General features: G+C 64.7%; 22 protein-coding genes and 1 tRNA gene. 5 read left to right on the top strand and 18 right to left on the bottom strand.

Annotated features, from left to right (window positions below):
* Nucleotide 1 precedes the first annotated feature (1 nt).
* The 9 genes from HNO51_RS17675 to trmJ form a co-directional block, all read right to left on the bottom strand.
* Complete coding sequence (locus HNO51_RS17675) at nucleotides 2-979, bottom strand: RodZ domain-containing protein (protein ID WP_197448536.1); 978 nt, start codon at nucleotides 977-979, stop codon at nucleotides 2-4.
* Nucleotides 980-1,009: 30 nt separating this feature from the next.
* Nucleotides 1,010-1,735, bottom strand: a complete 726-nt coding sequence (gene pilW / locus HNO51_RS17670; RefSeq protein ID WP_197448535.1) for a type IV pilus biogenesis/stability protein PilW — start codon at nucleotides 1,733-1,735, stop codon at nucleotides 1,010-1,012.
* A gap of 132 nt (nucleotides 1,736-1,867) precedes the next feature.
* Nucleotides 1,868-2,992 (bottom strand): dual-specificity RNA methyltransferase RlmN, encoded by a 1,125-nt coding sequence (rlmN, locus tag HNO51_RS17665; RefSeq protein ID WP_197448534.1) that lies wholly within the window; start codon nucleotides 2,990-2,992, stop codon nucleotides 1,868-1,870.
* A 203-nt stretch (nucleotides 2,993-3,195) separates the two neighbouring features.
* Nucleotides 3,196-3,621, bottom strand: coding sequence for a nucleoside-diphosphate kinase (gene ndk / locus HNO51_RS17660; protein WP_197448533.1), 426 nt, complete (start codon nucleotides 3,619-3,621; stop codon nucleotides 3,196-3,198).
* 223 nt (nucleotides 3,622-3,844) lie between these two features.
* Complete coding sequence (locus HNO51_RS17655; RefSeq protein WP_197448532.1) at nucleotides 3,845-4,171, bottom strand: HesB/IscA family protein; 327 nt, start codon at nucleotides 4,169-4,171, stop codon at nucleotides 3,845-3,847.
* A 26-nt stretch (nucleotides 4,172-4,197) separates the two neighbouring features.
* Nucleotides 4,198-5,346 carry an aminotransferase class V-fold PLP-dependent enzyme gene (locus tag HNO51_RS17650; protein ID WP_197448531.1) on the bottom strand — a complete coding sequence of 383 codons (1,149 nt, stop codon included), beginning with the start codon at nucleotides 5,344-5,346 and terminating at the stop codon, nucleotides 4,198-4,200.
* Between the two features lie 40 nt (nucleotides 5,347-5,386).
* Entirely contained in the window at nucleotides 5,387-5,854 is a 468-nt protein-coding gene (gene iscR, locus HNO51_RS17645; RefSeq protein WP_197448530.1) for a Fe-S cluster assembly transcriptional regulator IscR, read from the bottom strand.
* Nucleotides 5,855-5,984: 130 nt separating this feature from the next.
* Complete coding sequence (cysE, locus tag HNO51_RS17640) at nucleotides 5,985-6,854, bottom strand: serine O-acetyltransferase (protein ID WP_197448529.1); 870 nt, start codon at nucleotides 6,852-6,854, stop codon at nucleotides 5,985-5,987.
* Between the two features lie 99 nt (nucleotides 6,855-6,953).
* Entirely contained in the window at nucleotides 6,954-7,787 is an 834-nt protein-coding gene (gene trmJ / locus HNO51_RS17635) for a tRNA (cytosine(32)/uridine(32)-2'-O)-methyltransferase TrmJ (protein WP_197448528.1), read from the bottom strand.
* Between the two features lie 198 nt (nucleotides 7,788-7,985).
* Here trmJ and HNO51_RS17630 point away from each other — a divergent pair, with 198 nt between their 5' ends.
* On the top strand, nucleotides 7,986-8,780 hold the full coding sequence (locus tag HNO51_RS17630) for an inositol monophosphatase family protein (protein WP_197448527.1): 795 nt from the start codon (nucleotides 7,986-7,988) through the stop codon (nucleotides 8,778-8,780).
* 112 nt (nucleotides 8,781-8,892) lie between these two features.
* Here HNO51_RS17630 and secF read toward each other — a convergent pair whose 3' ends face one another.
* The 5 genes from secF to queA all read right to left on the bottom strand — a co-directional run bounded on the left by secF (nucleotide 8,893) and on the right by queA (nucleotide 14,505).
* Nucleotides 8,893-9,819 carry a protein translocase subunit SecF gene (gene secF, locus HNO51_RS17625; RefSeq protein WP_197448526.1) on the bottom strand — a complete coding sequence of 309 codons (927 nt, stop codon included), beginning with the start codon at nucleotides 9,817-9,819 and terminating at the stop codon, nucleotides 8,893-8,895.
* Between the two features lie 22 nt (nucleotides 9,820-9,841).
* A complete protein-coding gene (gene secD, locus HNO51_RS17620; protein ID WP_197448525.1) occupies nucleotides 9,842-11,692 on the bottom strand; it encodes a protein translocase subunit SecD in 1,851 nt (616 codons plus the stop codon).
* Between the two features lie 152 nt (nucleotides 11,693-11,844).
* A complete protein-coding gene (gene yajC / locus HNO51_RS17615) occupies nucleotides 11,845-12,174 on the bottom strand; it encodes a preprotein translocase subunit YajC (protein WP_197448524.1) in 330 nt (109 codons plus the stop codon).
* A 91-nt stretch (nucleotides 12,175-12,265) separates the two neighbouring features.
* Nucleotides 12,266-13,384: a tRNA guanosine(34) transglycosylase Tgt gene (gene tgt, locus HNO51_RS17610; RefSeq protein WP_209539261.1), complete on the bottom strand. Its 1,119-nt coding sequence runs from the start codon at nucleotides 13,382-13,384 to the stop codon at nucleotides 12,266-12,268.
* 80 nt (nucleotides 13,385-13,464) lie between these two features.
* Entirely contained in the window at nucleotides 13,465-14,505 is a 1,041-nt protein-coding gene (queA, locus tag HNO51_RS17605) for a tRNA preQ1(34) S-adenosylmethionine ribosyltransferase-isomerase QueA (RefSeq protein WP_209538023.1), read from the bottom strand.
* A 139-nt stretch (nucleotides 14,506-14,644) separates the two neighbouring features.
* Here queA and HNO51_RS17600 point away from each other — a divergent pair.
* A tRNA-Leu gene (locus HNO51_RS17600) sits at nucleotides 14,645-14,731 on the top strand.
* Between the two features lie 53 nt (nucleotides 14,732-14,784).
* Here the strand turns inward: HNO51_RS17600 and HNO51_RS17595 are convergent.
* From HNO51_RS17595 to HNO51_RS17590, 3 genes are read right to left on the bottom strand one after another with little or no spacing between them, the layout of a single operon-like run.
* Entirely contained in the window at nucleotides 14,785-15,624 is an 840-nt protein-coding gene (locus tag HNO51_RS17595; RefSeq protein ID WP_209538022.1) for a tyrosine-type recombinase/integrase, read from the bottom strand.
* A 26-nt stretch (nucleotides 15,625-15,650) separates the two neighbouring features.
* The gene (locus HNO51_RS21305) at nucleotides 15,651-16,046 is read right to left on the bottom strand and encodes a helix-turn-helix domain-containing protein (protein WP_422674273.1); all 396 of its coding nucleotides are present in this window, start codon (nucleotides 16,044-16,046) and stop codon (nucleotides 15,651-15,653) included.
* A gap of 48 nt (nucleotides 16,047-16,094) precedes the next feature.
* On the bottom strand, nucleotides 16,095-16,853 hold the full coding sequence (locus tag HNO51_RS17590; protein WP_209538021.1) for a helix-turn-helix domain-containing protein: 759 nt from the start codon (nucleotides 16,851-16,853) through the stop codon (nucleotides 16,095-16,097).
* A 299-nt stretch (nucleotides 16,854-17,152) separates the two neighbouring features.
* On the opposite strand from HNO51_RS17590, the gene HNO51_RS17585 reads away from it, so the two are divergent.
* A complete protein-coding gene (locus HNO51_RS17585; RefSeq protein WP_209538020.1) occupies nucleotides 17,153-18,652 on the top strand; it encodes a hypothetical protein in 1,500 nt (499 codons plus the stop codon).
* A 195-nt stretch (nucleotides 18,653-18,847) separates the two neighbouring features.
* Here HNO51_RS17585 and HNO51_RS17580 read toward each other — a convergent pair whose 3' ends face one another.
* Complete coding sequence (locus HNO51_RS17580; RefSeq protein ID WP_209538019.1) at nucleotides 18,848-19,549, bottom strand: YagK/YfjJ domain-containing protein; 702 nt, start codon at nucleotides 19,547-19,549, stop codon at nucleotides 18,848-18,850.
* Nucleotides 19,550-20,216: 667 nt separating this feature from the next.
* Here HNO51_RS17580 and HNO51_RS17575 point away from each other — a divergent pair.
* Both HNO51_RS17575 and HNO51_RS17570 read left to right on the top strand, forming a co-directional pair.
* Nucleotides 20,217-20,534 (top strand): hypothetical protein, encoded by a 318-nt coding sequence (locus HNO51_RS17575; RefSeq protein ID WP_209538018.1) that lies wholly within the window; start codon nucleotides 20,217-20,219, stop codon nucleotides 20,532-20,534.
* 64 nt (nucleotides 20,535-20,598) lie between these two features.
* Entirely contained in the window at nucleotides 20,599-21,567 is a 969-nt protein-coding gene (locus HNO51_RS17570; RefSeq protein ID WP_209538017.1) for a DUF932 domain-containing protein, read from the top strand.
* The last annotated feature ends 111 nt before the right edge of the window (nucleotides 21,568-21,678 follow it).

The raw sequence follows: 21,678 nt of genomic DNA, 5'->3' as shown, positions 1-21,678 counted from the left end.
ATCACTCTCCCAGGGTGAAACGGGCGACGTTGTTGGCTCCGGCGCGGGCGCCCAGGTCGACGCGCTCGCCGGCCCAGCTCAGCTCGACGCCGGTGGCATTGCCGATGGTCAGGCGGAACGGCGGCTCTCCTTCGACGGTCGCGGTGGTGCCGGGTTCCTGAAGACCGACGAAAACCCGCCGGTTGTTGGCGTCGAAGATCTCGGTCCAGGACTGCTCGTTGAAGGTCAACTGCAGCTCGCGGCGGTCGGCGGTCGTGGCGACCTCGGCCGGCTCCGGCGCCTCCTCGGCGACGATCGGCTGCTCGACGGACGACTCGACGCCGGCCTCGTCCTCGACGACCGGCGCTTGCTCGCGCATGCCCGCGACCAGCTCGGCACCGGTGGGGTCGACTTCGCTGGGCGGCGCCGTGGTCGCGTCGCCGAGCGGGTCGACACCCTCCTCGGGCAGCGGCGGCAGGGCTTCCTCGACTTCGGGGGCCGGTTCCTCCTCGATGGTGGTGGTGCCGTCCAGCGTCTCGACCGAGACCGGACCGCTGGCGTCGACCTCGGGCGGCTCGTTGCCGTCGCGGCTCTGCCACCACACCAGGGTCAGGCCGATCAGGCCGGCGATGACCAGCAGGGTCACCAGCTTGAACAGCCAGGCGCCGAGGCGCGACGGTGGCTTGGTCACCTGAACCGGCGTCACCCGCTGCTCGTTCTCCTGGCTGCCGAAGCGGTCCGCATAGGCCTGCAGCACGGGACGGTCGTCCATGCCCAGCAGGCGGGCATAGGCGCGCAGATAGCCACGCCGATAGGCGGCCACCGGTACCTGTTCGTAGCTGTCCTCCTCCATGCCGGTGACGACGGCGGGGCGGAGGTTCAATGCCGTGGCGACTTCCTCGCGGCTCAGCCCCTGCGTTTCACGCTCACGACGCAGCAGCTCCCCGGGAGAGGCCGGGGACGTGAAGCCGACGGCATCGATGTCTTGATTGTCGCTCATGGCTGAGCATCCTTCGTCTAGAGTCGTTGATCAGGGTGCGTCACGTTGGGTATCGGCGCCGGGGGTGACGGTCATGTTCGTGGTACGGTCGGCGATCTGCTGGGCCAGCGCCCGAGCGTCGGGCGTCATGCCGGCAAGCCCGACGAAGATCTCCAGCTGTTGCCTGGCGCGCTCCGGGTCGCCCTGCTCGAGCTCCAGCGCGGCGAGGGTGAAGTAGCTCCTCGGGTTGCGCGGGTCGAGGCTGCGGGCACGCTCCAGGCTGTGGCGAGCCTGCTCGATCTCGCCGAGTTCCCAGCGGCACTGTCCCAGGTTGGCGAACAGCTGGGCGCGGTTGGCGTAACGGGTGTCCCGGGAGGCGATCTCGAGCTGCTCGCAGGCGCGCCGTGTCTGGCCGTGTTCGTAGAGAAACGCGGCGTAGTTGTTGCGCGCGCGGCTGCTGCCCGGGTCGGCCGCGATGGCCTGCCGGAACATTTCGTCGGCCTGCTCCCGTTCGCCCTGGCGCTGGTAGACGATGGCCATGGCCTGCAGCGCCTCGGGGTCCTCGGGGTCGCGCTCCAGGGCGCGGTTGAGCGCCGCCATGGCGCGCGGCAGGTTGCCGCGCTCCAGGTAGGCCATGCCCAGCTCGGTGAACGCCTCGGCCGGGTCCGCATCGGCCTGCTGCCCAGACTGGCTGGCGCAACCGGAGAGCCACAACGACACGACCGCCATCGCGACCAGCGGCAGGCGTCGGCTTGGCAGATGGGGGAAGCGCGTCATGGCATCCTCATGGTCGGGCCTGTCGGGCTGTCGTTGTATTGCATGCCTGGCGCCCGAGTGGCGCTGGCCAGGGACAAAAAAAGCCTGTCCATCAAAGCGCCGTGACGGGTTGAAGTCAAGGCGGGCCCCGCTTCAGTCGGCGTCGATCTGGATCGAGCGGATGTAGCGCTCGTGACGCCGGGTCCGGTCCTTCACCCGGCCGACCAGCTGGCCGCAGGCGGCATCGATGTCGTCGCCGCGGGTGCTGCGGATCGGTGCCGTGTAGCCCAGCTCGTAGAGCCACTGCTGGAAGCGCATGACCTGGTTGCGCGACGGCTTCTCGTAGCCGGAGTGGGGGAACGGGTTGAACGGGATCAGGTTGATCTTGCACGGCAGTTCGCGCAGCAGCTCGGCCAGCTGCGTCGCGTGCTCCTGCTGGTCGTTGACGTCCTTGATCACCGTGTACTCGATGGTGACCATGCGCGTGTCGTCGCACTTGGCCAGGTAGCGCTGGCAGGCGTCGAGCAGCGTGCGGATGTTGTACTTGCGGTTGAGCGGCACCAGTTGGCTGCGCAGCTCGTCGGTGGCGGCATGCAGCGAGATGGCCAGGCTCACGTCGAGCTCGTCGCCGAGCCGGTCGAGCATCGGCACCACCCCGGAGGTGGACAGGGTGACGCGGCGCTTGGAGAGCCCGTAGCCGTTGTCGTCGAGCATCAGCTTCATCGCCGGCACGACGTTGTCGTAGTTCATCAGCGGCTCGCCCATGCCCATCATGACCACGTTGGTCACCGGGCGGTTGGCGGTATCCTTGCGCGGGCCCACGCTGCGCTGGGCGACCCACACCTGGCCGATGATCTCGGCGGCGGTGAGGTTGCGCTGGAAGCCCTGCTTGCCGGTGGAACAGAAGCTGCAGTCGAGCGAGCAGCCCACCTGGGACGACACGCACAGGGTGCGGCGCTTGCCGTTGTCGGCGGGGATCAGCACCGTCTCGACGTAGCTGCCATCTTCCACCTCCAGCACCCACTTGCGCGTGCCGTCGCCGGAGGTGCCCTCGTAGACCACCCCGGGGCCGCGTATCTCGGCCACCTCGGCGAGCCGCTGGCGCAGCCCCTTGGAGAGGTTGGTCATGGCCTCGAAGTCGTCGCAGCCCTCGTGATGAATCCACTTCATCACCTGGGCGGCACGGAACTTCTTCTCGCCGATGGAAAGAAAGAAGGCTTCCATCTCCTCGCGGGTCATGCCGAGCAGATTGGTACGTTGGGCGGTGGTGGCGGTCATGGCATCACGTAGATCGGGACAAGGCCCGCTCGAGTTTGTGCTAAAGAAAACGACTGATGTATGTCGCGAGCGAAGAGAGGTTGGTCGCCGCCGGAGCACAGAAACCGGAGCCTATGCGGTATCCGGTGGGGATTTCGACCGGGCTGGCGTACCAGCACCGCCGGCGACCAAGATATCGAGCGCAGCAATGAATCCGCGTTTTCTCAGCGTGAATGGATCTCGTCGGCGCTGAAGAAGTAGGCCACTTCGCGCTCGGCAGAGGCCGGCGAATCGGAGCCGTGCACGGCGTTGGCGTCGATGGTCTCGGCGAAATCGGCGCGGATGGTGCCCGGTGCGGCTTCCTTGGGGTTGGTGGCCCCCATCAGGTCACGGTTCTTGGCAATGGCATCGTCGCCCTCCAGTACCTGCACCACCACCGGACCCGAGGTCATGAAGCCCACCAGATCCTTGAAGAAGGGACGCTCCTTGTGCTCGGCGTAGAAGCCGCCGGCCTGCTCGTCGGAGAGGTGCAGCATCTTGGCGGCGACGACCTTGAGGCCGGCCTTCTCGAAGCGGGCGATGATCTCGCCGATGGCGTTCTTGGCGACGGCATCGGGCTTGATGATGGAAAGGGTACGTTCGGTTGCCATGTGGCCTGTCTCCATTGACGTTCGTAGAGGGATAGCGCCACGCCGTACCCACCCGGGAGCGGGTCGGCACGGCGCGGCGCTACGGATCTAGATGCGTTCCTCTTCGCGTGCCGAGAGTGCTGCACGCGGCGAGTCGGCGCGAGAAAACTGAGGGCGCAGAGTATACCGCCGACGGCGGTCATTGAACAATCGTCGCCCAAGTCGGCTCATGGGCGGGGTGCCCTCAGACGGTGAAGCTCTCGCCGCACCCACACTGGTCCTTGACGTTGGGGTTGTTGAAACGGAAGAAGCGGTTGAGCCCCTCCGAGACATAGTCGACCTCGCTGCCGTCGAGCATCGGCAGCGCCTCGGGAGCGACGAAGACGGTGACGCCGTGCTCTTCGAACACCGCGTCGTCATTGGCGGCCTCGTCGGCGAAGTCGAGCACGTAGCTGTAGCCGGAGCAGCCGCTGGGCTTGACCGAGACGCGCAGGCCCAGTCCTTGCCCACGCTCCTCCAGCACGCGCTGGATCTGCTCGGCGGCGGCGGTGGTAATCGACAGTTGCGCCATGTTGGTTTCTCCTGCAGCGAATGTGGCTAGCGGCGTAGGCCCGGAAGGGCATGATGCAAGGCTTCGAGGGCAGCGTCGATATCGGCCTCGGTAGTGAAGCGGCCGAAGCTGAAACGCAGCGAAGCCAGCGCCAGCGAGCGCGGTACGCCGATACCCTTCAATACATAGGATGGCTCGACGCTGGCGGAGTTGCATGCCGAGCCGGTCGACAGGGCAATGCTGCGCAGCGCCATCAGCAGCGATTCGCCGTCCACGCCCTCGAAGGCCAGGTTGAGAATGTTGGGCACCGCCACCTCGATGGCGGTATTGCAGTGGATGCCGTCCAGGTCGGACAGACCGTCGAGCAGTCGGTTCCGCAGTGCCAGGATGCGTGCCTGGTCGGCTTCGCCCTCGGCCGCGGCCAGGCGGAAGGCCTCGCCCATGCCGACGATCTGGTGGGTGGCCAGGGTGCCGGAGCGCATGCCGCGCTCGTGACCGCCGCCGTGGATCAAGGGTTCGAGGCGAATGTCCGGGCTGCGCCGCACGTAGAGGGCGCCGATACCCTTGGGGCCGTAGGCCTTGTGGCCCGAGAGCGACATCAGGTCGACGCCCAGGCGGCCCACGTCGAGGTCGATGCGACCCACGCCCTGGGCGGCATCGACATGGAAAGCCGCGCCGCCGGCATGGGCCACCTCGGCCAGCGTCGCGAGGTCGTGGATGCAGCCCAGCTCGTTGTTGACCGCCATCAGCGACACCAGCACGGTGTCGGGGCGCATCGCCTCGCGCAGCTGCTCGGGCGTGACGCGACCGTCACGGCCCGGCGTCAGCCAGGTTACCTCGAAACCCTCCTGCTCGAGTGCCGCGGCGGTGTCCACTACCGCCTTGTGTTCGATGACGGAGGTCACCAGGTGGCGGCCGCGCTCGCGGTTGGCGCGCAGGAAGCCGATCAGGGCGAGATTGTCGGCCTCGGTGGCGCCGCTGGTCCAGACGATCTCGCGCGGGTCGGCGGCGATCAGGTCGGCGACCTGGCGGCGCGCGCTCTCCACCGCCTGCTCCGCCTGCCAGCCGAGCATGTGGCTGCGCGAGGCGGGGTTGGCAAAGGTGCCGTCCAGGGTGAGGTGGCGGCTCATCACCTCGGCGACGCGGGGGTCGACCGGGGTGGTGGCGGCATAGTCGAGATAGACGAGGGCGCTCATGGTCTCGCGGGGGTCTCCGGTCCGTTCCTCGACCCCGTGCTCAGGGCGAGGAGGTCAGAATGGTGTTGTCGTGGCGGCTGCGCTGGCGCGCGGCGATGCGGCGTACGTCGCCGTGCTCGACCAGCTGACCGAGGGTGATGCCGTCAAGGAAGCCGCGAATCTGCTCGGAGAGGTCGCACCACAGGTGGTGGGTCAGGCAGGTATCGCCCTGCTGACAGTCCGACAGCCCCTGGCAGCGGGTGGCGTCGACCGATTCGTCGACGGCGTCGATCACCCGGGATACCGAGATCTCGGCCGCCGGCAGCGCCAGCAGGTAGCCGCCTCCCGGGCCGCGCACGCTGTTGACCAGCCCGGCGCGACGCAGGCGGGCGAAGAGTTGCTCCAGGTACGGCAGCGAGATCTCCTGACGGCGCGAGATATCGGCCAGGCAGGTGGGTCCCTTGTCCGCGTGCAGGGCCAGGTCGAGCATGGCGGTGACGGCGTAGCGTCCCTTGGTAGTCAAACGCATGGCGGGCTCTTCAGGCGCATCGGGAAGCGTGCCTCAGGCCCGTGAACGGGGGCGCGAGGTCAGCGAGCGCTCGCCGCTGGCGGCGAGCCGTGGATCGATTCGCCATTATGGTAAAGCCTGAGTGCCAAGGTCAACCATTCCCCCGCGGGCGATCCGGGCCGCCTTGATCCCGGTCATGTTCGCTGCCGGCGCCGCTGGAGGTGGGGCCGCAGCAGGCGTCGACGTCGGACAGGATGTCGGCGAAGTCCTCATCGCGCAGCTCCGGCAGCTTGCCCTCGCGGTAGCTGGCGTCGAGCTTGCGTAGGGTGCCGCACATGCGCTCGATACGCTCGTCCACGGCGTGCATGTGGTCGAGCATGGCCTGGATCGAGCGTGCCACCGGGTCGGGCATGTCCTCGCTCACGCCGTAGGCATCGAAGCCGAACTTGCGCCGCATGGCCTCGCGACGCTCGGGGTCGACCTCGAGTGCCTCGGCGGCGTCCGGGTCGGCGCGCTTGACGATCTTGCCGGGGATGCCGACCACCGTGGCGCCGGCGGGCACCTCCTTGGTCACCACTGCATTGGAGCCGACCTTGGCCCCGGCGCCGACGGTGAACGGGCCGAGGATCTTGGCCCCGGCACCGACGATGACGCCATCTTCCAGCGTCGGGTGACGCTTGCCCTTGTGCCAGCTGGTGCCGCCCAGGGTCACGCCCTGGTAGAGCGTGACGTCGTCGCCGACCTCGGCGGTTTCGCCGATCACCACGCCCATGCCGTGGTCGATGAAGAAGCGCCGGCCGATCCTTGCCCCGGGGTGGATCTCGATGCCGGTGAGCCAGCGCGAGAAGGTCGACAGCGTGCGGGCCAGCCACTTGAGCTGCCTCTGCCACAGCCAGTGGGCGAGGCGATGGAGCAGCAGGGCGTGCAGCCCCGGATAGTTGGTCAGCACTTCCAGGAAATTGCGTGCCGCCGGGTCGCGGGCGAATACGCTGTTGATGTCCTCGCGCAATCGTTGAAACATGCAGCGGTCCTTGATCAAGGAGATGCGGCCGGGGCGGCGGGAAAAGACTCTTGCAACAGTTTGATCATATGGGGACGCAGCGGGCAACGTTCAAGACGTCTACCGTTCGGGCCCTGAGCGGCTGGCCCCGTCGTCCGCGCCACCGTGGCGACACGTCTGTTCCTCGGCATTCGCCTCGATGCGATCCGCCGCTGGCGTGGCGGCGCCCTTTTCCGTGGCCGAGAGGATTCCGCGCAGGATGTTGAGCTCCATGCGCTCGGGGCGGGCGCGCAGGGTGAAGCGGCGCAGCCGGGCCATCAGCTGGCGCGGCGTGGCGGGGTCGTGGAAGCCGATGGTGACCAGGGTGCGCTCGAGATGGGCGAAGTAGTGCTCCAGCTCCGCGTGGCTGGCCAGCGGCTGCTGCGGCTCGTCGTCCTCGCCGGCTGCGTCGCCGTCGGCTTCGAGCGACGCCAGGCGGCACTCGTAGGCCAGCACCTGCACCGCAGCGGCCAGGTTGAGCGAGCTGAACTCGGGGTTGGTGGGGATGTGCACGTGGGCGTGGCAGCGCTGCAGCTCGGCGTTGGAGAGCCCGCTGTCCTCGCGGCCGAACACCAGTGCCAGCCGCGACCCGGGGCCGGCGAGTTCCCGCGGCAGGCGTTCGCCCAGCTCGCGGGGGGTGATCATCGGCCACGGCAGGGTGCGCGAGCGTGCACTGGCGCCTACGGCCAGCGTGCAGTCGGCCACGGCCTCCTCGAGGGTATCGACGACGCGGGCGGCATGCACGATGTGATCGGCCCCGGAGGCGCGCGAGATGCTCTCGCTGGTCAACGGCTCGCAGCGCGGCGCGACCAGGGCCAGGTCGGCGAGCCCCATGTTGTGCATGGCGCGGGCGGTGGCGCCGATGTTGCCGGGGTGGCTGGTGCCGATCAGCACGATGCGAATGCGGTCGAGCATGCGGGGGACTGCCTCTGCCGTGATATGCATGAAAAACCAGGAAGGGGTCAGTCTACCATGTCGCTCCGCGCCAATGGCGCCGGGGCGGCGACTCTGCTAGGATGCGCGCCATGCGTGCGACCGCGTACGCCACGTTCGAGCCGGACTTCGCTCGAACACGCCCGTTCTTTAACATCACCGACGCTCCAAGGCCCGATCATGCATCCGATGGTCCAATTCGCCCTGCGCGCCACGCGCAGCGCCGCCGAACAGTTCCTGCGTATTCGTGAGCGCATCGAGAACGCTCACGAGGAACACAATCTCGAGCGCCTGCTCGAGGACACTGCTCGCAACGCCGAAACGCTGATCGTGCGTCAGCTCAACCGCGGTTACCCCCAGCACGGGGTCGCCGGTCGCTTCACGCCCCACCGTGCCGGCGAAGGCGAAGGTCGCGACATCGAATGGCGCATCGAGCCCTTCCACGGCTACTCCAGCCTCGGCGTGGCCGGCAGCGGCTTCGCCCTGTCGGCGGTATGCCTGGTGAAGGGTCGCCCGGAGCATGCGGTGGTGATCTGCCCCTTCAGCGACGACGAATACCTGACCAGCCGCGGCCGCGGTGCCCAGCACAACGGCAAGCGCATTCGCGTGCCCAAGGCCAGCGCCATCGTCGGCGCTCGTGTGGCGATGAGCCTGCCCGAGAGCTGGCAGCGCTCGCGCCACCTGCCCGCCTACCTGACCCTGATCCAGCAGCTCGGCCCCCAGGTCGAGACCCAACTGGCCACCGGCAGCGGCCTGCTCGACATGGCCGAGCTGGCGGCGGGCCGCGTCGATGCCGCCTTCGTGCTGGGGCTGGAGGAGCAGGACCGCCTGGTCGGCAGCCTGCTGCTCAAGGAGGCCGGGGCGCTGATGGGCACCCCCGACGGCCAGCCCAGCGTGGAAGCGGAAGGCCAGCTGATGGCCGCCGGCCCGCGCCTGTACAAGGCGCTGGTGCAGCAGCTCAAGCCGCACTTCTAAGCGCCAGCCCGCCCGAAACGACACCGCCCCCGCAGCCATGCTGCGGGGGCGGTGTCGTGTCAGAGCATCGCTGCGCCCAAGCTATCGAGCGCGGCAAGTCATGGTGCCTTTCCTAGGGCAGCTGCTCCTCTTCCGCGTCCGCCTCCTTCTTCGGCGGAATCAGGTCCTTGCGCTCCAGATGCACGGTCAGCAGCAGGGCGGCCGCCACGTAGATGGAGGAGAAGGTGCCGACCACGATGCCGAGGATCAGGGCGATCGAGAAGTAGTGGATCATGTCGCCGCCGAGGAAAAACAGCGCGAAGAGCACCAGCAGGGTGGTGCCGGACGTTGCCAACGTGCGCGACAGGGTGAGGTTGATCGCCTCGTTGAAGATCGCCGGCATGTCGTCGATGCGCGAGGTGCGGATGGTCTCGCGGATGCGGTCGTAGACGACGATGGTGTCGTTGAGCGAATAGCCGATCACCGCCAGCAGCGCCGCCAGCACGGTGAGATCGAACTCCAGCTGGAACAGCGAGAAGACGCCGACCACGACGATCACGTCGTGCATCAGTGCCAGCAGCGCGCCGATGGCGAACTTGTACTGGAAGCGGAAGGCCACGTAGAGCATCACGATGCCCAGGGCCACCAGCAATCCCAGGCCGCTCTGGTCGCGCAGCTGCTCGCCGACCTGGGCGCCGACGAATTCGGCGCGTACCAGTTCCACGGCGTCGCCCTCCGCGCGCAGCAGCTCGACCACGCGGTCGCCCACTTCGGCGTCGAAGGCCTGCTGCAGGCGGATCAGTACCTCGTTCGAGGCGCCGAAGGTCTGCACCGAGACGTCGCGGAACTCGGCGGCCTCGAGGGTCTGGCGCACCGCGTCCAGCGACGGGGCCACGGCGTAGCGGACCTCGACCAGGGTACCGCCGGTGAAGTCGAGCCCCAGATTGAGCTGCTGGAACAGCAGCGAGGCGATCGACACCAGGATCATCAGGCCGGAGAGCGCGAAGGCGATCCGGCGCTTGCCCATGAAGTCGAACTGTCGGTTGACGAGGGTCTTCATAACCACCTCAAGTTGGTGAGCCTTAGATCCAGAGCTTCTTGATCGGCTTGCCGCCGAAGGTCAGGTTCACCATCGCGCGCGTCACCATCAGGGCGGTGAACAGCGAGGTGAGGATCCCCAGCGACAGGGTCACGGCGAAGCCCTTGACCGGTCCGGTGCCGATCGAGAACAGGATGATCGCCACCAGCAGGGTGGTGATGTTGGCGTCGACGATCGAGCTGAAGGCACGCTCGTAGCCGGCGTGGATCGCCTGCTGCACCGAGAGGCCGCCGCGCAGCTCCTCGCGTATGCGCTCGAAGATCAGCACGTTGGCGTCCACCGCCATGCCCAGCGTCAGCACGATGCCGGCGATGCCGGGCAGCGTGAGGGTGGCGCCGAGCAGCGACATGGCGGCGACCAGCAGGGTCAGGTTCAGCGCCAGGGCGAGATTGGCGAAGATGCCGAACACCTTGTAGCGGATCAGCATGAACAGCACCACCAGCAGCAGGCCGATCTGCACCGACATCAAGCCGCGTTCGATGTTCTCGGCGCCGAGGCTGGGGCCGATGGTGCGCTCCTGGACGAAGTAGATCGGCGCCGCCAGCGAACCGGAGCGCAGCAGCAGGGCCAGCTCGGCCGCCTCGGTGGGCGAATCGAGCCCGGTGATGCGGAAGCTGTTGCCTAGCGCGCTCTGGATGGTGGCCAGGCTGATCAGGCCGCGCTCGGTGTAGGGCTCGCGAACCGTGACCTCCTCGCCGTCCTCCATCACCGTGCGGTCGCGGGTCTTGTGCTCGATGAACAGTACCGCCATGTTGCGCCCGATGTTGGTGCGCGTGGCGCGGTTCATCAGCGTGCCGCCGGTGCCGTCCAGGTTGATGTTGACCTGGGGGCGACCGTTCTCGTCGAAGCTGCGGCTGGCGCTGGAGACGCTGTCGCCCGTGATGATGACGTCGCGCATCAGGTCGGCGGTGCGACTGGGGTCGTTGCGGAAGGCGAAGGTCTCGGTCTCGGCGTCCGGGGTGTCGGGGCGCGCCTCGAGGCGGAACTCGAGGTTGGCGGTCGCGCCCACCACGCGCTTGGCGGCCACGGTATCCTGCACACCGGGCAGTTCGACCACGATGCGATCCGGGCCCTGGCGCTGCACCAGCGGTTCCGCCACGCCCAGCTCATCGACGCGGTTGCGCAGGGTGGTGAGGTTCTGGTTGATGGCGTAGTCCTGGATCTCCGCCACCGCCTGCTCGGTCAGGGTCATGCGCAACAGCGAGGCGCGACCCTCCTGCTCACTGGCGTAGTCGAAGTCGCGGAACTCGCGGCTGATCAGCCGACGCGCGCTGTCTCGATCCTCTTCGCTGGCGAAGGTGATGGTCAGCGTACGGCCATCGATGTCGGTGCCCCGGTAGCGGATGCGCTCGCTGCGCAGCTGTTCGCGCATGGCGCTGGCGTTGACCTCCAGGCGTTGGGTCAACGCTGCCTCCATGTCGACCTCGAGCAGGAAGTGCACGCCGCCGCGCAGGTCCAGGCCCAGGGTCATGGGCGAAGCGGCCAGGCCCTGCAGCCAGGCGGGGGTCGATTCGGCGAGGTTGAGCGCGACGACGTAGTCGTCGCCGAGCTGCTCGGCGACCAGGTCGCGGGTACGCAGCTGATGGTCGGCGTCGTCGAGGCGAATCAGCACGCTGGCCTGGTCGCGCTCGATGGCCTTGATGTCGATGCCGGCATCGCGGAGGGACTGCTGGACGCGTTCGAGCTGAGCCTCATCGAGGGTGGAATCGCCCTGGGCGCTGCTGATCTGGACCGCCGGGTCCTCGGGGTAGAGGTTGGGCAGCGAGTAGAGCAGGCCGACGAGCAGCACGATGAGTATCAGCAGATACTTCCACAAGGGATAACGGTTGAGCATGGGAGCCCTGCCTAGGTTGCGTAAAGAAGGCTACGGGACGGCAGTGCGGCCAGGTGCCCGATCCGCATGGGAAGGGGCGCCCGGCCGCCATGCGACCCTCGCCGTTACCCGGCTCGGGGAGGAGCCGCCGGCAAGGGCGAGGAGCATCGACGTCAGATGGACTTGATGGTGCCCTTGGGCAGCACGTTGGCCACGGCGTTCTTCTGTACGTTGACCTCGGTGTTGTCGGCGATCTCCAGGGTGAGGAACTCGTCGCCCACCTTGGTGATGCGGCCCACCAGGCCGCCGCCGATCACGACCTCGTCGCCCTTGGACAGGCCGCCGACCAGCTCGCGATGCTGCTTGGCGCGCTTGGACTGAGGGCGCCACAGCAGGAAGTAGAAGATCAGCACGAAGCCGACCAGCATGACGATCTGGGCAATGCCGCCGCCCGCGGCGCCGGCGTCCTGGGCCATGGCCGGGGAGATGAAGAAGTCCAGCATGAGAAACGTATCTCCTGAGAAGGTAAGTTGGGTCGCGAATGAACGAGCCGATGCGGCCGCCGGCGCCTGGTCTGACGCCAGCGGCCGGCTGTCAATCTGGTGCGTCAGGTACCGGCAGCCCCCGCCGCGCATAGTAGCCTGCCACGAAGTCAGCCAATGTACCCGCTTCGATGGCACCGCGCAAACCGGCCATCAGGCGCTGATAATAGCGCAAGTTGTGGATCGTATTGAGCATTGAGCCGAGCATTTCGCCGCAGCGATCCAGGTGGTGCAGGTAGCCGCGGGAGAAGTGCCGGCAGGTGTAGCAGTCGCAATCCGGTTCCAGCGGACGGGTGTCGTGGCGATGCCTGGCGTTGCGGATCTTGATCGTGCCTTCGGCGGTGAAGAGGTGACCGTTGCGGGCGTTGCGCGTGGGCATCACGCAGTCGAACATGTCGACCCCGCGGCGCACGCCTTCGACCAGATCCTCGGGCTTGCCCACCCCCATCAGGTAGCGCGGCTTGTCCTCGGGCATCCAGGTCGGCAGGTAGTCGAGCACCTGGATCATCTCCTCCTTGGGTTCGCCCACGGAGAGACCGCCGATGGCCAGGCCGTCGAAGCCGATCTCCAGCAGGCCCTCCAGCGAACGACGACGAAGCTCGGGATACATGCCGCCCTGGATGATGCCGAACAGCGCCGAGGGCGAATCGCCGTGAGCCTCGCGGGAACGCCGGGCCCAGCGCAGCGAGCGCTCCATGGAGAGTTCGGCCTCCTTCTCGGTGGCCGGGTAGGGGGTGCACTCGTCGAAGATCATCACCACGTCGGAGCCCAGCGAGCGCTGCACCGCCATCGACTCCTCGGGGCCCATGAACACCTTGGCGCCGTCCACCGGCGAGCGGAAGTGCACGCCCTCCTCGGTGATCTTGCGCATCTCGCCCAGCGAGAAGACCTGGAAGCCGCCGGAGTCGGTGAGGATGGGACCTTGCCACTGGGAGAAGTCGTGCAGGTCGCCGTGGGCCTCGATCACCTCGGTGCCGGGGCGCAGCCACAGGTGGAAGGTGTTGCCGAGGATGATCTCGGCGCCGATCTCCTGCACCGAGGCGGGCGTCATGCCCTTGACCGTGCCGTAGGTGCCCACCGGCATGAAGGCCGGTGTCTCCACGGTGCCCCGGGGGAAGGTGAGGCGGCCGCGGCGCGCGCGGCCGTCGCTGGCCAGCCGCTCGAAGGACATGAAGCATTCGTTACGCATGGATATCGGTCTCGATCGGTGACGGGGCGTGCCGAGCCGGTCGGCGCGCCGGGCCGGTCAGGTCAGGGGTTCCGGCGGGTCAGGAACATGGCATCGCCGTAGCTGAAGAAGGCGTAGCGCTCGGCCACGGCGTCGCGATAAGCCGCCATGGTCGTCGCGTAGCCGGCAAAGGAGGCGACCAGCATCAGCAGGGTCGACTCGGGCAGGTGGAAGTTGGTGATCAGCGCCTCCACGCAGCGCCACTCGTAGCCGGGGTAGATGAAGATGTCGGTCTCGCCGCTGAACGGGGCGATCTCGCCGTCGGCGCTCTTGGCACAGGCGCTCTCCAGGCAGCGCACGCTGGTGGTGCCCACCGCGATCACCCGGCGGCCGGCGGCCTGGGCGGCGCGCACCTTGGCGCAGGCCGCTTCGTTCACCTCGATCCATTCGCTGTGCATCTGGTGCTCGCGAATGTCGTCGGCGCGCACCGGCTGGAAGGTGCCGGCGCCCACGTGCAGGGTGACGAAGGCACTCTCGACGCCCTTCGCCGCCAGGCGTTCCAGCAGCGGCTCGTCGAAGTGCAGCCCGGCGGTGGGGGCGGCCACGGCGCCGTCGCGGCGGGCATAGACGGTCTGGTAGCGGTCGCGGTCGGCGAGCTCGTCGGCGCGGTCGATATAGGGCGGCAGCGGCATGTGGCCGTGGCGCTCCAGCAGCTCGATCAGCGGCGTTTCGCCGAGAAAACGCAGTTCGAACAGTGCCTCGCGGCGGCCCTCGACCACGGCGCGAACATCGCCTTCGAAGATCAGCTCGGTGCCGGGTTTGGGCGACTTGCTGGAGCGAAGGTGCGCCAGCCCGCGGTGGGCATCCAGCGGGCGCTCCAGCAGCATCTCCACCTTGCCGCCGCTGGCCTTGTGGCCGTGCAGTCGCGCCGGGATCACCCGGGTGTCGTTGAACACCAGCAGGTCGCCGGGCTCGAGCAGGTCCAGCAGGTCGGTGAAGCGGCGGTGGGCCAGCTCCCCGCTCTCGCCATTCACGCACAGCAGGCGACAGTCGCTGCGCCGCTCGGAGGGGTAGCGGGCGATCAGCTCCTCGGGAAGCTCATAGTGAAAGTCGGCGCGCTGCATGCAGGTCGGGTCCGCGAATAGGGTCGAAACGGGCGGCTGCCGGGCAGCCGCAAACAGCCGGCAAGGATACCGAAAATCGCCCTGCGCGTCAGGCCCGCCAATTGACCTGCCGCACCGGCCACGTATAATGCTCGGCGCTGCCGGCGTGGCGGAATTGGTAGACGCAGCGGATTCAAAATCCGCCGGGTGCAAGCCCTTGTCGGTTCGAGTCCGACCGCCGGTACCACTTGGAAAACAGTCGCTTACGAGCGGCTGTTTGTGTTTCTACCCTCCCTCTTTCTAGTGCGTGGTCGCAGTTTGGTCGCAGAAGGCCCCGCTCAAACTCGGCAGGCGAGAGCCGATATCATCCAGACCCGCATCGAACATGTGCGCGTAGCGGCTGGTGACGATCAGGCTGGAATGCCCCAGCAGATCGCGCACCGTGGTCATGCTCTCGCCGGCCTGGGCCAGCATGCTGGCATAGCTGTGGCGCAGGTCGTGAAAGCGCAGATCGGGCCGCCCCACGGACTGGCGAGCATGTTCCCACACCGTTCGCAGCCGATGATAGGTCGTAGCGAACGGTAGCTCCTCCAGCCATGCCCGGGCGTCCTCCGGTACCGGCACCACCCGGGACTTGCCGCTCTTCGTCTGGTCTGGTCGCAGCAGAATGCGACCACCTTGGACGTTCTGAGGGTCCAGAGCCAGCAGCTCGCCCTGGCGTAGCCCGGTGAGCGCTGCCAGGGCGATCACCCGCTTCTCGACAATCGAGTGATCGGGGATGGCTTGTAGCAGCTGGCTCACCTGCTCGATGGTCAGGTACACATGCCGTTCGTTCTTGGGCATCTTCTTGCGAATCTTGTCGCCCAGGGGGCGATCCAGCCAACCCCATTCCCGATAGGCAAGGTTCAGCACCCGTTTGACCACCTGCAGATGATTGTTGATGGTGCTCTGCGCGCGCCCCTGCTTGCGAAGGTCTCGGGCCATCTCGCGAGCCTTGTCCACGCTGTCCATGCCGAGCAGCACTCGATCGCCCATGTAGCGTGCCACCGGGCGGATGGCCTTCACCTGACTGGCCACGTCGTACTCGTCGATCCATCGTTCGAGTCCCTCGATGAAGGTGCGCCGCGGTTGGCGCCCCATGGCCTCACCCTGGAAAGCTGCTTCGTTCAGCTCTGCCTGACGCTTCGCTGCGTACTCCCGCGCCTGTCGCTCCCCCTCTCGATTCCCCGCAAACGTTCGTTGATATCGGTGACCGTGGTACGTTTCCGTGACCACCCACCGGTTCCTCTTTTCCCTGTATCTGACTGTGATTCCCATGTCTCGCGTTCCTCAGGCTGAGGGCCGCGCTTGCAGCTCTCAGCGTACCTCTCCACTACGCTTTGCTCAAAGCGCACAGCGGTGCCTATCTGGACGAAGCCGATGCGGTGCTTGTTGCTGTACACCCAGCTCGGGCTCATGCCCAGTCGCTGGGCCACCTGATCTGGGCGAAGAAATGCTTTTGTCACATCGGCCTCCCTGACTGCCTTAAAGAGCGCATGCGGAGAGGGTATGCGGAAACGCATAGGCATGTCAATGCGTTTTCGTATGGGTAAGCCACTAGCTGGGTATTGCTAAAGCGTTTGCTTGGCCTCCACGGCCACAGCCAAGAGAGCAGAACCTGGTTCCAGCGGAGTCACTTGATACGAGGGGTTTAGCGGCTTCAGGTAGATGTCGTTACCTTCTACCACAAGTTGACGGCAAACCGAATCTTGGCTATTGGGTAGCAATATCAATACGATACAGTCTTTCGCCAAGGGCTTTCCGGTATCAAAGAGGACTCGAGTGCCATTAGACAAGCTTGGTGAGTTTCCCGGCGGGGCGGTCATGGCATCACCTTTGATCTCAAGCCAAAAGCATGCTCCCTGTGCCGAGTAAACCGTTGGCTCCCAGCTCAGTTCACAATCAATGGTTTCGGGATGGCTCGCCTGACGCCATTGAAGAAACGGAAAAGAGCATGCCGTCCCGGTGACGGAGGAGGCGGCTGTTGAAGCCGTGCCCTGTTCCATGCGCTCTAAAACCCACTCGGGCCTTTGGTATTGAGCTTGCTGTAGCGTATGAGTCAACGCGCTCTTTAGAGCCTCAAGCGGCTCCTGAGGCGCTGTAGAGTCGGTCGATTTACGCTCCCCATATGCCAGAAATGCCACATCCACGCCTAACGCCCTGGCCAGCTGCTCCACGTTTTTCATGCGTGGTGACTGGCTAGTGCCTTTGAGAATGCGATGGATCGTGGGCTGCGGCACCCCGGAGCGCCTGGCTAATTCACTTTCTGAGAGGTGATGAGCCGCCATCAAGTAAATGAGGCGCGAACCAAGCGGGGTGGGGGTAGACATGGTTACCTTTTGGGTTAGGGGATGGCTACGTTTATACGAAAGTGTATAGACTGATCTGGCTCTTGTCGATGGTTGCCTTGTGGCTTATCGGTCTGGAGACGGTACGTTGTGCACCATGTCGCCACGCAAATGATAGCGGTGTGCAGGTGGTTAGAGACGGTCTTGCGGCCCCGCGCAGCCAAACGTTGCCGTTGAGCACTTACCCATGAGGGGAGCAGCATGATGGTTGCACCAAATTAATCCCCGATATAAACTGCGTTATATCGGGGATTAATTTGAGGCTCGAAGAGGTTGCAGCCATGTCGTATGCACTGCTTCGTTACCAAGATTCCACGCTAACGCCTGAGGCGCGCTGGCTGCTTTGGCGGTGGGCGAGGTGTATCGGTCTTGATCAGAGCGTTGATTGCTCAGTGCGTGAACTCCTGAAACGACTGGCGATGACCTCACGGCAAGGTCAGCCCGCGCTGAATCTTCTCAATAAGGAAGGCGCTATTATCCGCGACTCAAAGCCTGTCGGGCGGGGGCGTCCCAGCTATGAATACCGCCTTTCACCCGAGCTGCTTGAATACCTGGCAGAAAATGCTGATGCCGAGCCAGTACTAGGGGCGGAAATCGACCGTATCGGTGATCCTGCGAACGATATGGATGACGCAGCGACCGATGAACCGGCAGGCGAGCAAGAGGCCAATGAAGATGACGCCTCACCTGCCAACAACCTTCTCGATGGCGAGACCCGGCACTCGCGCCTGACGCTGTCTAATCGCTGGGTGCTGATGGTGCTGTTGGCCCACGCCAATGAGAATGGCACGGTAATGGACATGCCCGATCTGCACTTACAGAAACTGACCGGGTTAAGCCCTAATCGGTGGAGAAGCCAACGGCGTAAGCTCCATGATCTGGGAATGTTGGCACGCTACCAACGCGGACGCCCTGCTAAATGGAATGGGCAGACACTGCCTGTGGTTCATCACCTCAACCTGGGTCACCCATACCTCAGCCGTCCCTCGAAACCCGTGGTACAGGTAGTTCTTCGGCCTTCGCATCCTATACAAACTGATACGTCGCGGACCGAAGCATCCGTGACGGCCCTGTTATTGGCCGCACACTCCCACTGCGATACTGTGCAGCGAGATCGCTATCAAAGGGCCAAAGCCATCCTGCCGGAACGGCAATACACTGCCATAGAGTGGGCGGTTGTTCGCGCTTTGCCCAATACCTATGGCGTCATGGCCTGGCTGCGGGGGCATGTGCATTGGGCCATGACGCAACTGCTGAATACGGCATGGGATGACATCCGGGACCGTCATGCGGCAACTGAGGCACCCGTGGCTCCAGTAATAGAGAAACTGGAGCAGGCCTTGGATCATCCCTTGATCACGCTGGGGGCTGAGGCGCTGCAAGCGCAGTGGGTCGCTGAACAAGGCGAAACGACGAGCACGTCCACCGAGGACGACCAGCCACGGTTACCTCTCCTAGCATTGGACTACCGTGTTGTCTGGGCCAATTTGTTGTATGCCTTAGCATATGATCTGGCCCGGTTCCGTCAGATTGAATTGAGCGACAGCCATACGTTGATATCCAAACGAGGCATCGACCCCAGCCGCTTGACCTACTCTTTCACAGCACTCACCCCTCCAACGGCGAAAGCCGGACCATCAGGAAAGGAACCATCAGGAAAAGAAAATCACTTTTGGTTATTGTGCGGATATGCCGATCAGCACGATGATTCGGAGTCTCCTGCGGAGCCGCCGGTTGTGATAGCGATGCAGGAACGCTCGCTACCGAAGCGACGTTCTTAACAGCCGGCAGTTGTGCCAATGACACCCCTAGAGTTGCTCGCCTGCCGAGCAAAGGACGTACATGATTCCAGAAGCAGGAAACCTTGGCCCCTACCAACACAGTGACAAAGCGAATAGGCCGCAAGCATCGATTTGCATGGGATCTCAAACGACACAGCACGCTCGAGACACTTGGTACCTCATATGGTGGGGACGTTACCTGCAACTGCCATCGAAGCAATGTATTCCTTGGCCCAGTTGTTTGGTGGCGGCCTTAGAAAGGTAGCTAGTCCGATAGAAGACATCGGCGAAGGTCGCGTGATCATTACTATGGAAGTGCTGCACGAAAAGTTCGCAGGTGAGGGTGTCCCTGGCCACATGCACGAGCCCTTGCATGGTATCTGAGGGCCAGCCGATGGCCCGGCACCAGGCCCGAACGATCCGGTGAAAAAGGTTTTGGGCGTGATAACCGCCGCCCGCTGAAGGACGCATGTCGCCGATGCTGTAATACGCATCACCGTTGAGCAGCAGGAGCAAGTGGTAGTGGGGCTTGTCGCTCTTGTGCTGCTCCCGGCACCACACATATCGCAAGTCATGAGGGTATTTGAGGCCGGCATCATCAAGCTCGCATCGCAGGAGATACAGAAAGCGGCTGATGACGCCGTTATCGGCATGGAGTGGTCCCACCGGCATTTCGGCGGGGAAGCGCAGGTCTAGACGCACTGCCAGCAGGCGTGTGCAGCTGTTACGGGCCTGAGTCATGACGCGGTATGTCTTTTCCAGATAATTAGTAATCAGTGGTCCTAACTGGGATTGCACGGGCATCCTACGGTAATGGTTGTCCCAGTACAGCAGCAGGTCAGGACACTTCGGGTGGCGTTTACGAAGGCGGTTACCTACGGTGAAAGACAAGATCATCACATCTCTCCTTAACCGCCATCCAAGGGTGTGCCCACGGAGCGCAGGCTGGGGGATATCCTCAGGGGCAGGTCGTTGTTGAAAAAGAAAATCGGAATGTAGGTAGGCTTAGCCAAGCTATGCAGCGCACTTGAACCGCGGGCATCGTCTCGGTGCGGGAACTTGCCCTAGTGGCGGGAAAGCGGATGACGGCGTGCGCTCAGGTGCGTTATTGAGCCATATGGTTTATCGCGTGGCTCAGGAAGGCATCTTGTGTGGTGTCTCCGACTAACCAGACTAAATTCGCAGTTCGTTCGTCTGGTGGATTCTTTTTTTGGCTCCTAGGTGTCGGTCGTCGACTTGGTGGCCTCCTCCCTATGTTATATTTTTTAATTTTATTACTTATTTGCTGTTGCATATTACTAAACCGTCAAGAAAAGCCCCGAATAGGATAGTGTCGCAGAGGGCGGAGCCCGCTTCCCATGCGGGAGGTCACTCGGTGGGGGAAGGTTAAACCCATCTACAAGTTAAAAAAATAATCACATTTTTTTCAATGAGATAGTCGCGAGTCTAATCGACTCAGCACACGCTCAGAATATTCAGCAGGCCAGTAAAATTTTTCAGATCTATATCACTCCTGTGAGCTGAGCCCTCCCCGGGCTCGTTTTATCGGCACAGGAGATCTGATATGACCCCACCTTGCTCACGCTGTGCCTCGCAGCGCGTCATCAATCTCGAGACTGCCCGCAAGCTGGGTACTGCTGCTGGTGCGCTGGCCGGCTCCCTGAAGGGAGCCTACACCTCGCTCTATGCCCCCAGCCGACTGATGGCAGCATCCTCCTTCTTTCCCATGACCCGCATCGCTGCAGCAGTGGTGGCCGCAGCATCGGGTGGTATTGCCGGTGCGGCCGCCGGGCAGCAGATGGTGCAGTACCTTTTCCCGCCCGGTGAAGGCACACCCTGGCTGTGCCTGGGCTGCGGCCACGCTTTCCGCATTCTCGACTGACCCGTACACCCTTTCCTCTACCCGCCGGCGATCTGCCGGCTTTTTTTCGTCAAGGAGCATTCCCATGGCACACCAAATCGAACACATGGCCTATGTCGGAGAGACCCCCTGGCACGGCCTGGGGCAGCAGCTATCGCGTCATCAACCGCTGGAGGTCTGGCGGCAGCAGGCCGGCATGGACTGGCACATCGAATCGTCCCCGGTGCGCTTCATTGCCGATGGCGCGGGGCACCGGGGCAGCATCCACTCCTTCCCCGAGCAGAAAGTGCTCTACCGCTCGGATAACCGGGCACCGCTGTCGGTAGTCTCCCAGCGCTACAAGGTGGTGCAGCCCGAAGAGGTGCTGGAGTTCTACCGCGACCTGACCGAGTACGCCGGCTATGAGCTGGAGACCGCCGGGGTGCTCAAGGGCGGGCGCAAGTTCTGGGCCCTGGCCCGTAGTGGCCTGGGTACGGCGCTGAAGGGGCAGGATCAGGTCAACGCCTACCTCTTGCTGGCCACGTCCTGTGACGGGTCGCTGGCCACGGTGGCCATGCCGACCTCGGTGCGGGTGGTCTGCAACAACACCTTGACCATCGCCGTGGACGGCATGAGCCAGGGAGTAAAGGTGCCTCACAGCACGGAGTTCAACCCTCAGCGGGTCAAGCAACAGCTAGGCATCTCGGTCTCGCAGTGGGACGACTTCATGTACCGCATGAAGACCCTGGCCGAGCGCAAGGTCAGCCAGGAGGAAGTGAAGACCTACTTCCAGGCGGTGATCTGCAACGCCGAGGTACCGATGGACGACCCTTCCAAGCTGCCCAACTACCGGGCACTGAACCGCGTTCAGAAGCTCTATCACGATGAAGGGCGTGGTTCGCAGCTATGCACGGCGCAGGGCACCGCCTGGGGCCTGCTCAACGCCATCACCGAGTACGTAGATCACGAGAAGCGTGCGCGCAGCAATGACTACCGCATGGATTCCGCCTGGTTCGGCCAGGGGGCGAGCCTCAAGGATAAGGCGCTCGAATCCGCCATGGCCCTGGTGGCCTGAGTCTCACCTGAGATGACGTCCCCCTTGCGGTCCCGTCCACCAGGTACTTTTTCCCCTTTCACGGCATAGCGCCCGACCCCACCAGGTCGGGCGTTTTCGATTCTGGAGGTC

The organism is Billgrantia sulfidoxydans (assembly GCF_017868775.1).
Lineage (GTDB): Bacteria > Pseudomonadota > Gammaproteobacteria > Pseudomonadales > Halomonadaceae > Halomonas > Halomonas sulfidoxydans.
The sequence above is the reverse complement of the archived record's forward strand: the minus strand, read 5'-3'. Positions and strand labels throughout refer to the sequence as shown.

Excerpts from the sequence above, each read along its gene's own strand:
- HNO51_RS17675 (WP_197448536.1), bottom strand. The coding sequence starts at position 979 with ATGAGCGACAATCAAGACATCGATGCCGTCGGCTTCACGTCCCCGGCC.
- pilW (WP_197448535.1), bottom strand. The coding sequence starts at position 1,735 with ATGACGCGCTTCCCCCATCTGCCAAGCCGACGCCTGCCGCTGGTCGCG.
- rlmN (WP_197448534.1), bottom strand. The coding sequence starts at position 2,992 with ATGACCGCCACCACCGCCCAACGTACCAATCTGCTCGGCATGACCCGC.
- ndk (WP_197448533.1), bottom strand. The coding sequence starts at position 3,621 with ATGGCAACCGAACGTACCCTTTCCATCATCAAGCCCGATGCCGTCGCC.
- HNO51_RS17655 (WP_197448532.1), bottom strand. The coding sequence starts at position 4,171 with ATGGCGCAACTGTCGATTACCACCGCCGCCGCCGAGCAGATCCAGCGC.
- HNO51_RS17650 (WP_197448531.1), bottom strand. The coding sequence starts at position 5,346 with ATGAGCGCCCTCGTCTATCTCGACTATGCCGCCACCACCCCGGTCGAC.
- iscR (WP_197448530.1), bottom strand. The coding sequence starts at position 5,854 with ATGCGTTTGACTACCAAGGGACGCTACGCCGTCACCGCCATGCTCGAC.
- cysE (WP_197448529.1), bottom strand. The coding sequence starts at position 6,854 with ATGTTTCAACGATTGCGCGAGGACATCAACAGCGTATTCGCCCGCGAC.
- trmJ (WP_197448528.1), bottom strand. The coding sequence starts at position 7,787 with ATGCTCGACCGCATTCGCATCGTGCTGATCGGCACCAGCCACCCCGGC.
- HNO51_RS17630 (WP_197448527.1), top strand. The coding sequence starts at position 7,986 with ATGCATCCGATGGTCCAATTCGCCCTGCGCGCCACGCGCAGCGCCGCC.
- secF (WP_197448526.1), bottom strand. The coding sequence starts at position 9,819 with ATGAAGACCCTCGTCAACCGACAGTTCGACTTCATGGGCAAGCGCCGG.
- secD (WP_197448525.1), bottom strand. The coding sequence starts at position 11,692 with ATGCTCAACCGTTATCCCTTGTGGAAGTATCTGCTGATACTCATCGTG.
- yajC (WP_197448524.1), bottom strand. The coding sequence starts at position 12,174 with ATGCTGGACTTCTTCATCTCCCCGGCCATGGCCCAGGACGCCGGCGCC.
- tgt (WP_209539261.1), bottom strand. The coding sequence starts at position 13,384 with ATGTCCTTCGAGCGGCTGGCCAGCGACGGCCGCGCGCGCCGCGGCCGC.
- queA (WP_209538023.1), bottom strand. The coding sequence starts at position 14,505 with ATGCAGCGCGCCGACTTTCACTATGAGCTTCCCGAGGAGCTGATCGCC.
- HNO51_RS17595 (WP_209538022.1), bottom strand. The coding sequence starts at position 15,624 with ATGGGGCGCCAACCGCGGCGCACCTTCATCGAGGGACTCGAACGATGG.
- HNO51_RS21305 (WP_422674273.1), bottom strand. The coding sequence starts at position 16,046 with ATGCGTTTCCGCATACCCTCTCCGCATGCGCTCTTTAAGGCAGTCAGG.
- HNO51_RS17590 (WP_209538021.1), bottom strand. The coding sequence starts at position 16,853 with ATGTCTACCCCCACCCCGCTTGGTTCGCGCCTCATTTACTTGATGGCG.
- HNO51_RS17585 (WP_209538020.1), top strand. The coding sequence starts at position 17,153 with ATGTCGTATGCACTGCTTCGTTACCAAGATTCCACGCTAACGCCTGAG.
- HNO51_RS17580 (WP_209538019.1), bottom strand. The coding sequence starts at position 19,549 with ATGATCTTGTCTTTCACCGTAGGTAACCGCCTTCGTAAACGCCACCCG.
- HNO51_RS17575 (WP_209538018.1), top strand. The coding sequence starts at position 20,217 with ATGACCCCACCTTGCTCACGCTGTGCCTCGCAGCGCGTCATCAATCTC.
- HNO51_RS17570 (WP_209538017.1), top strand. The coding sequence starts at position 20,599 with ATGGCACACCAAATCGAACACATGGCCTATGTCGGAGAGACCCCCTGG.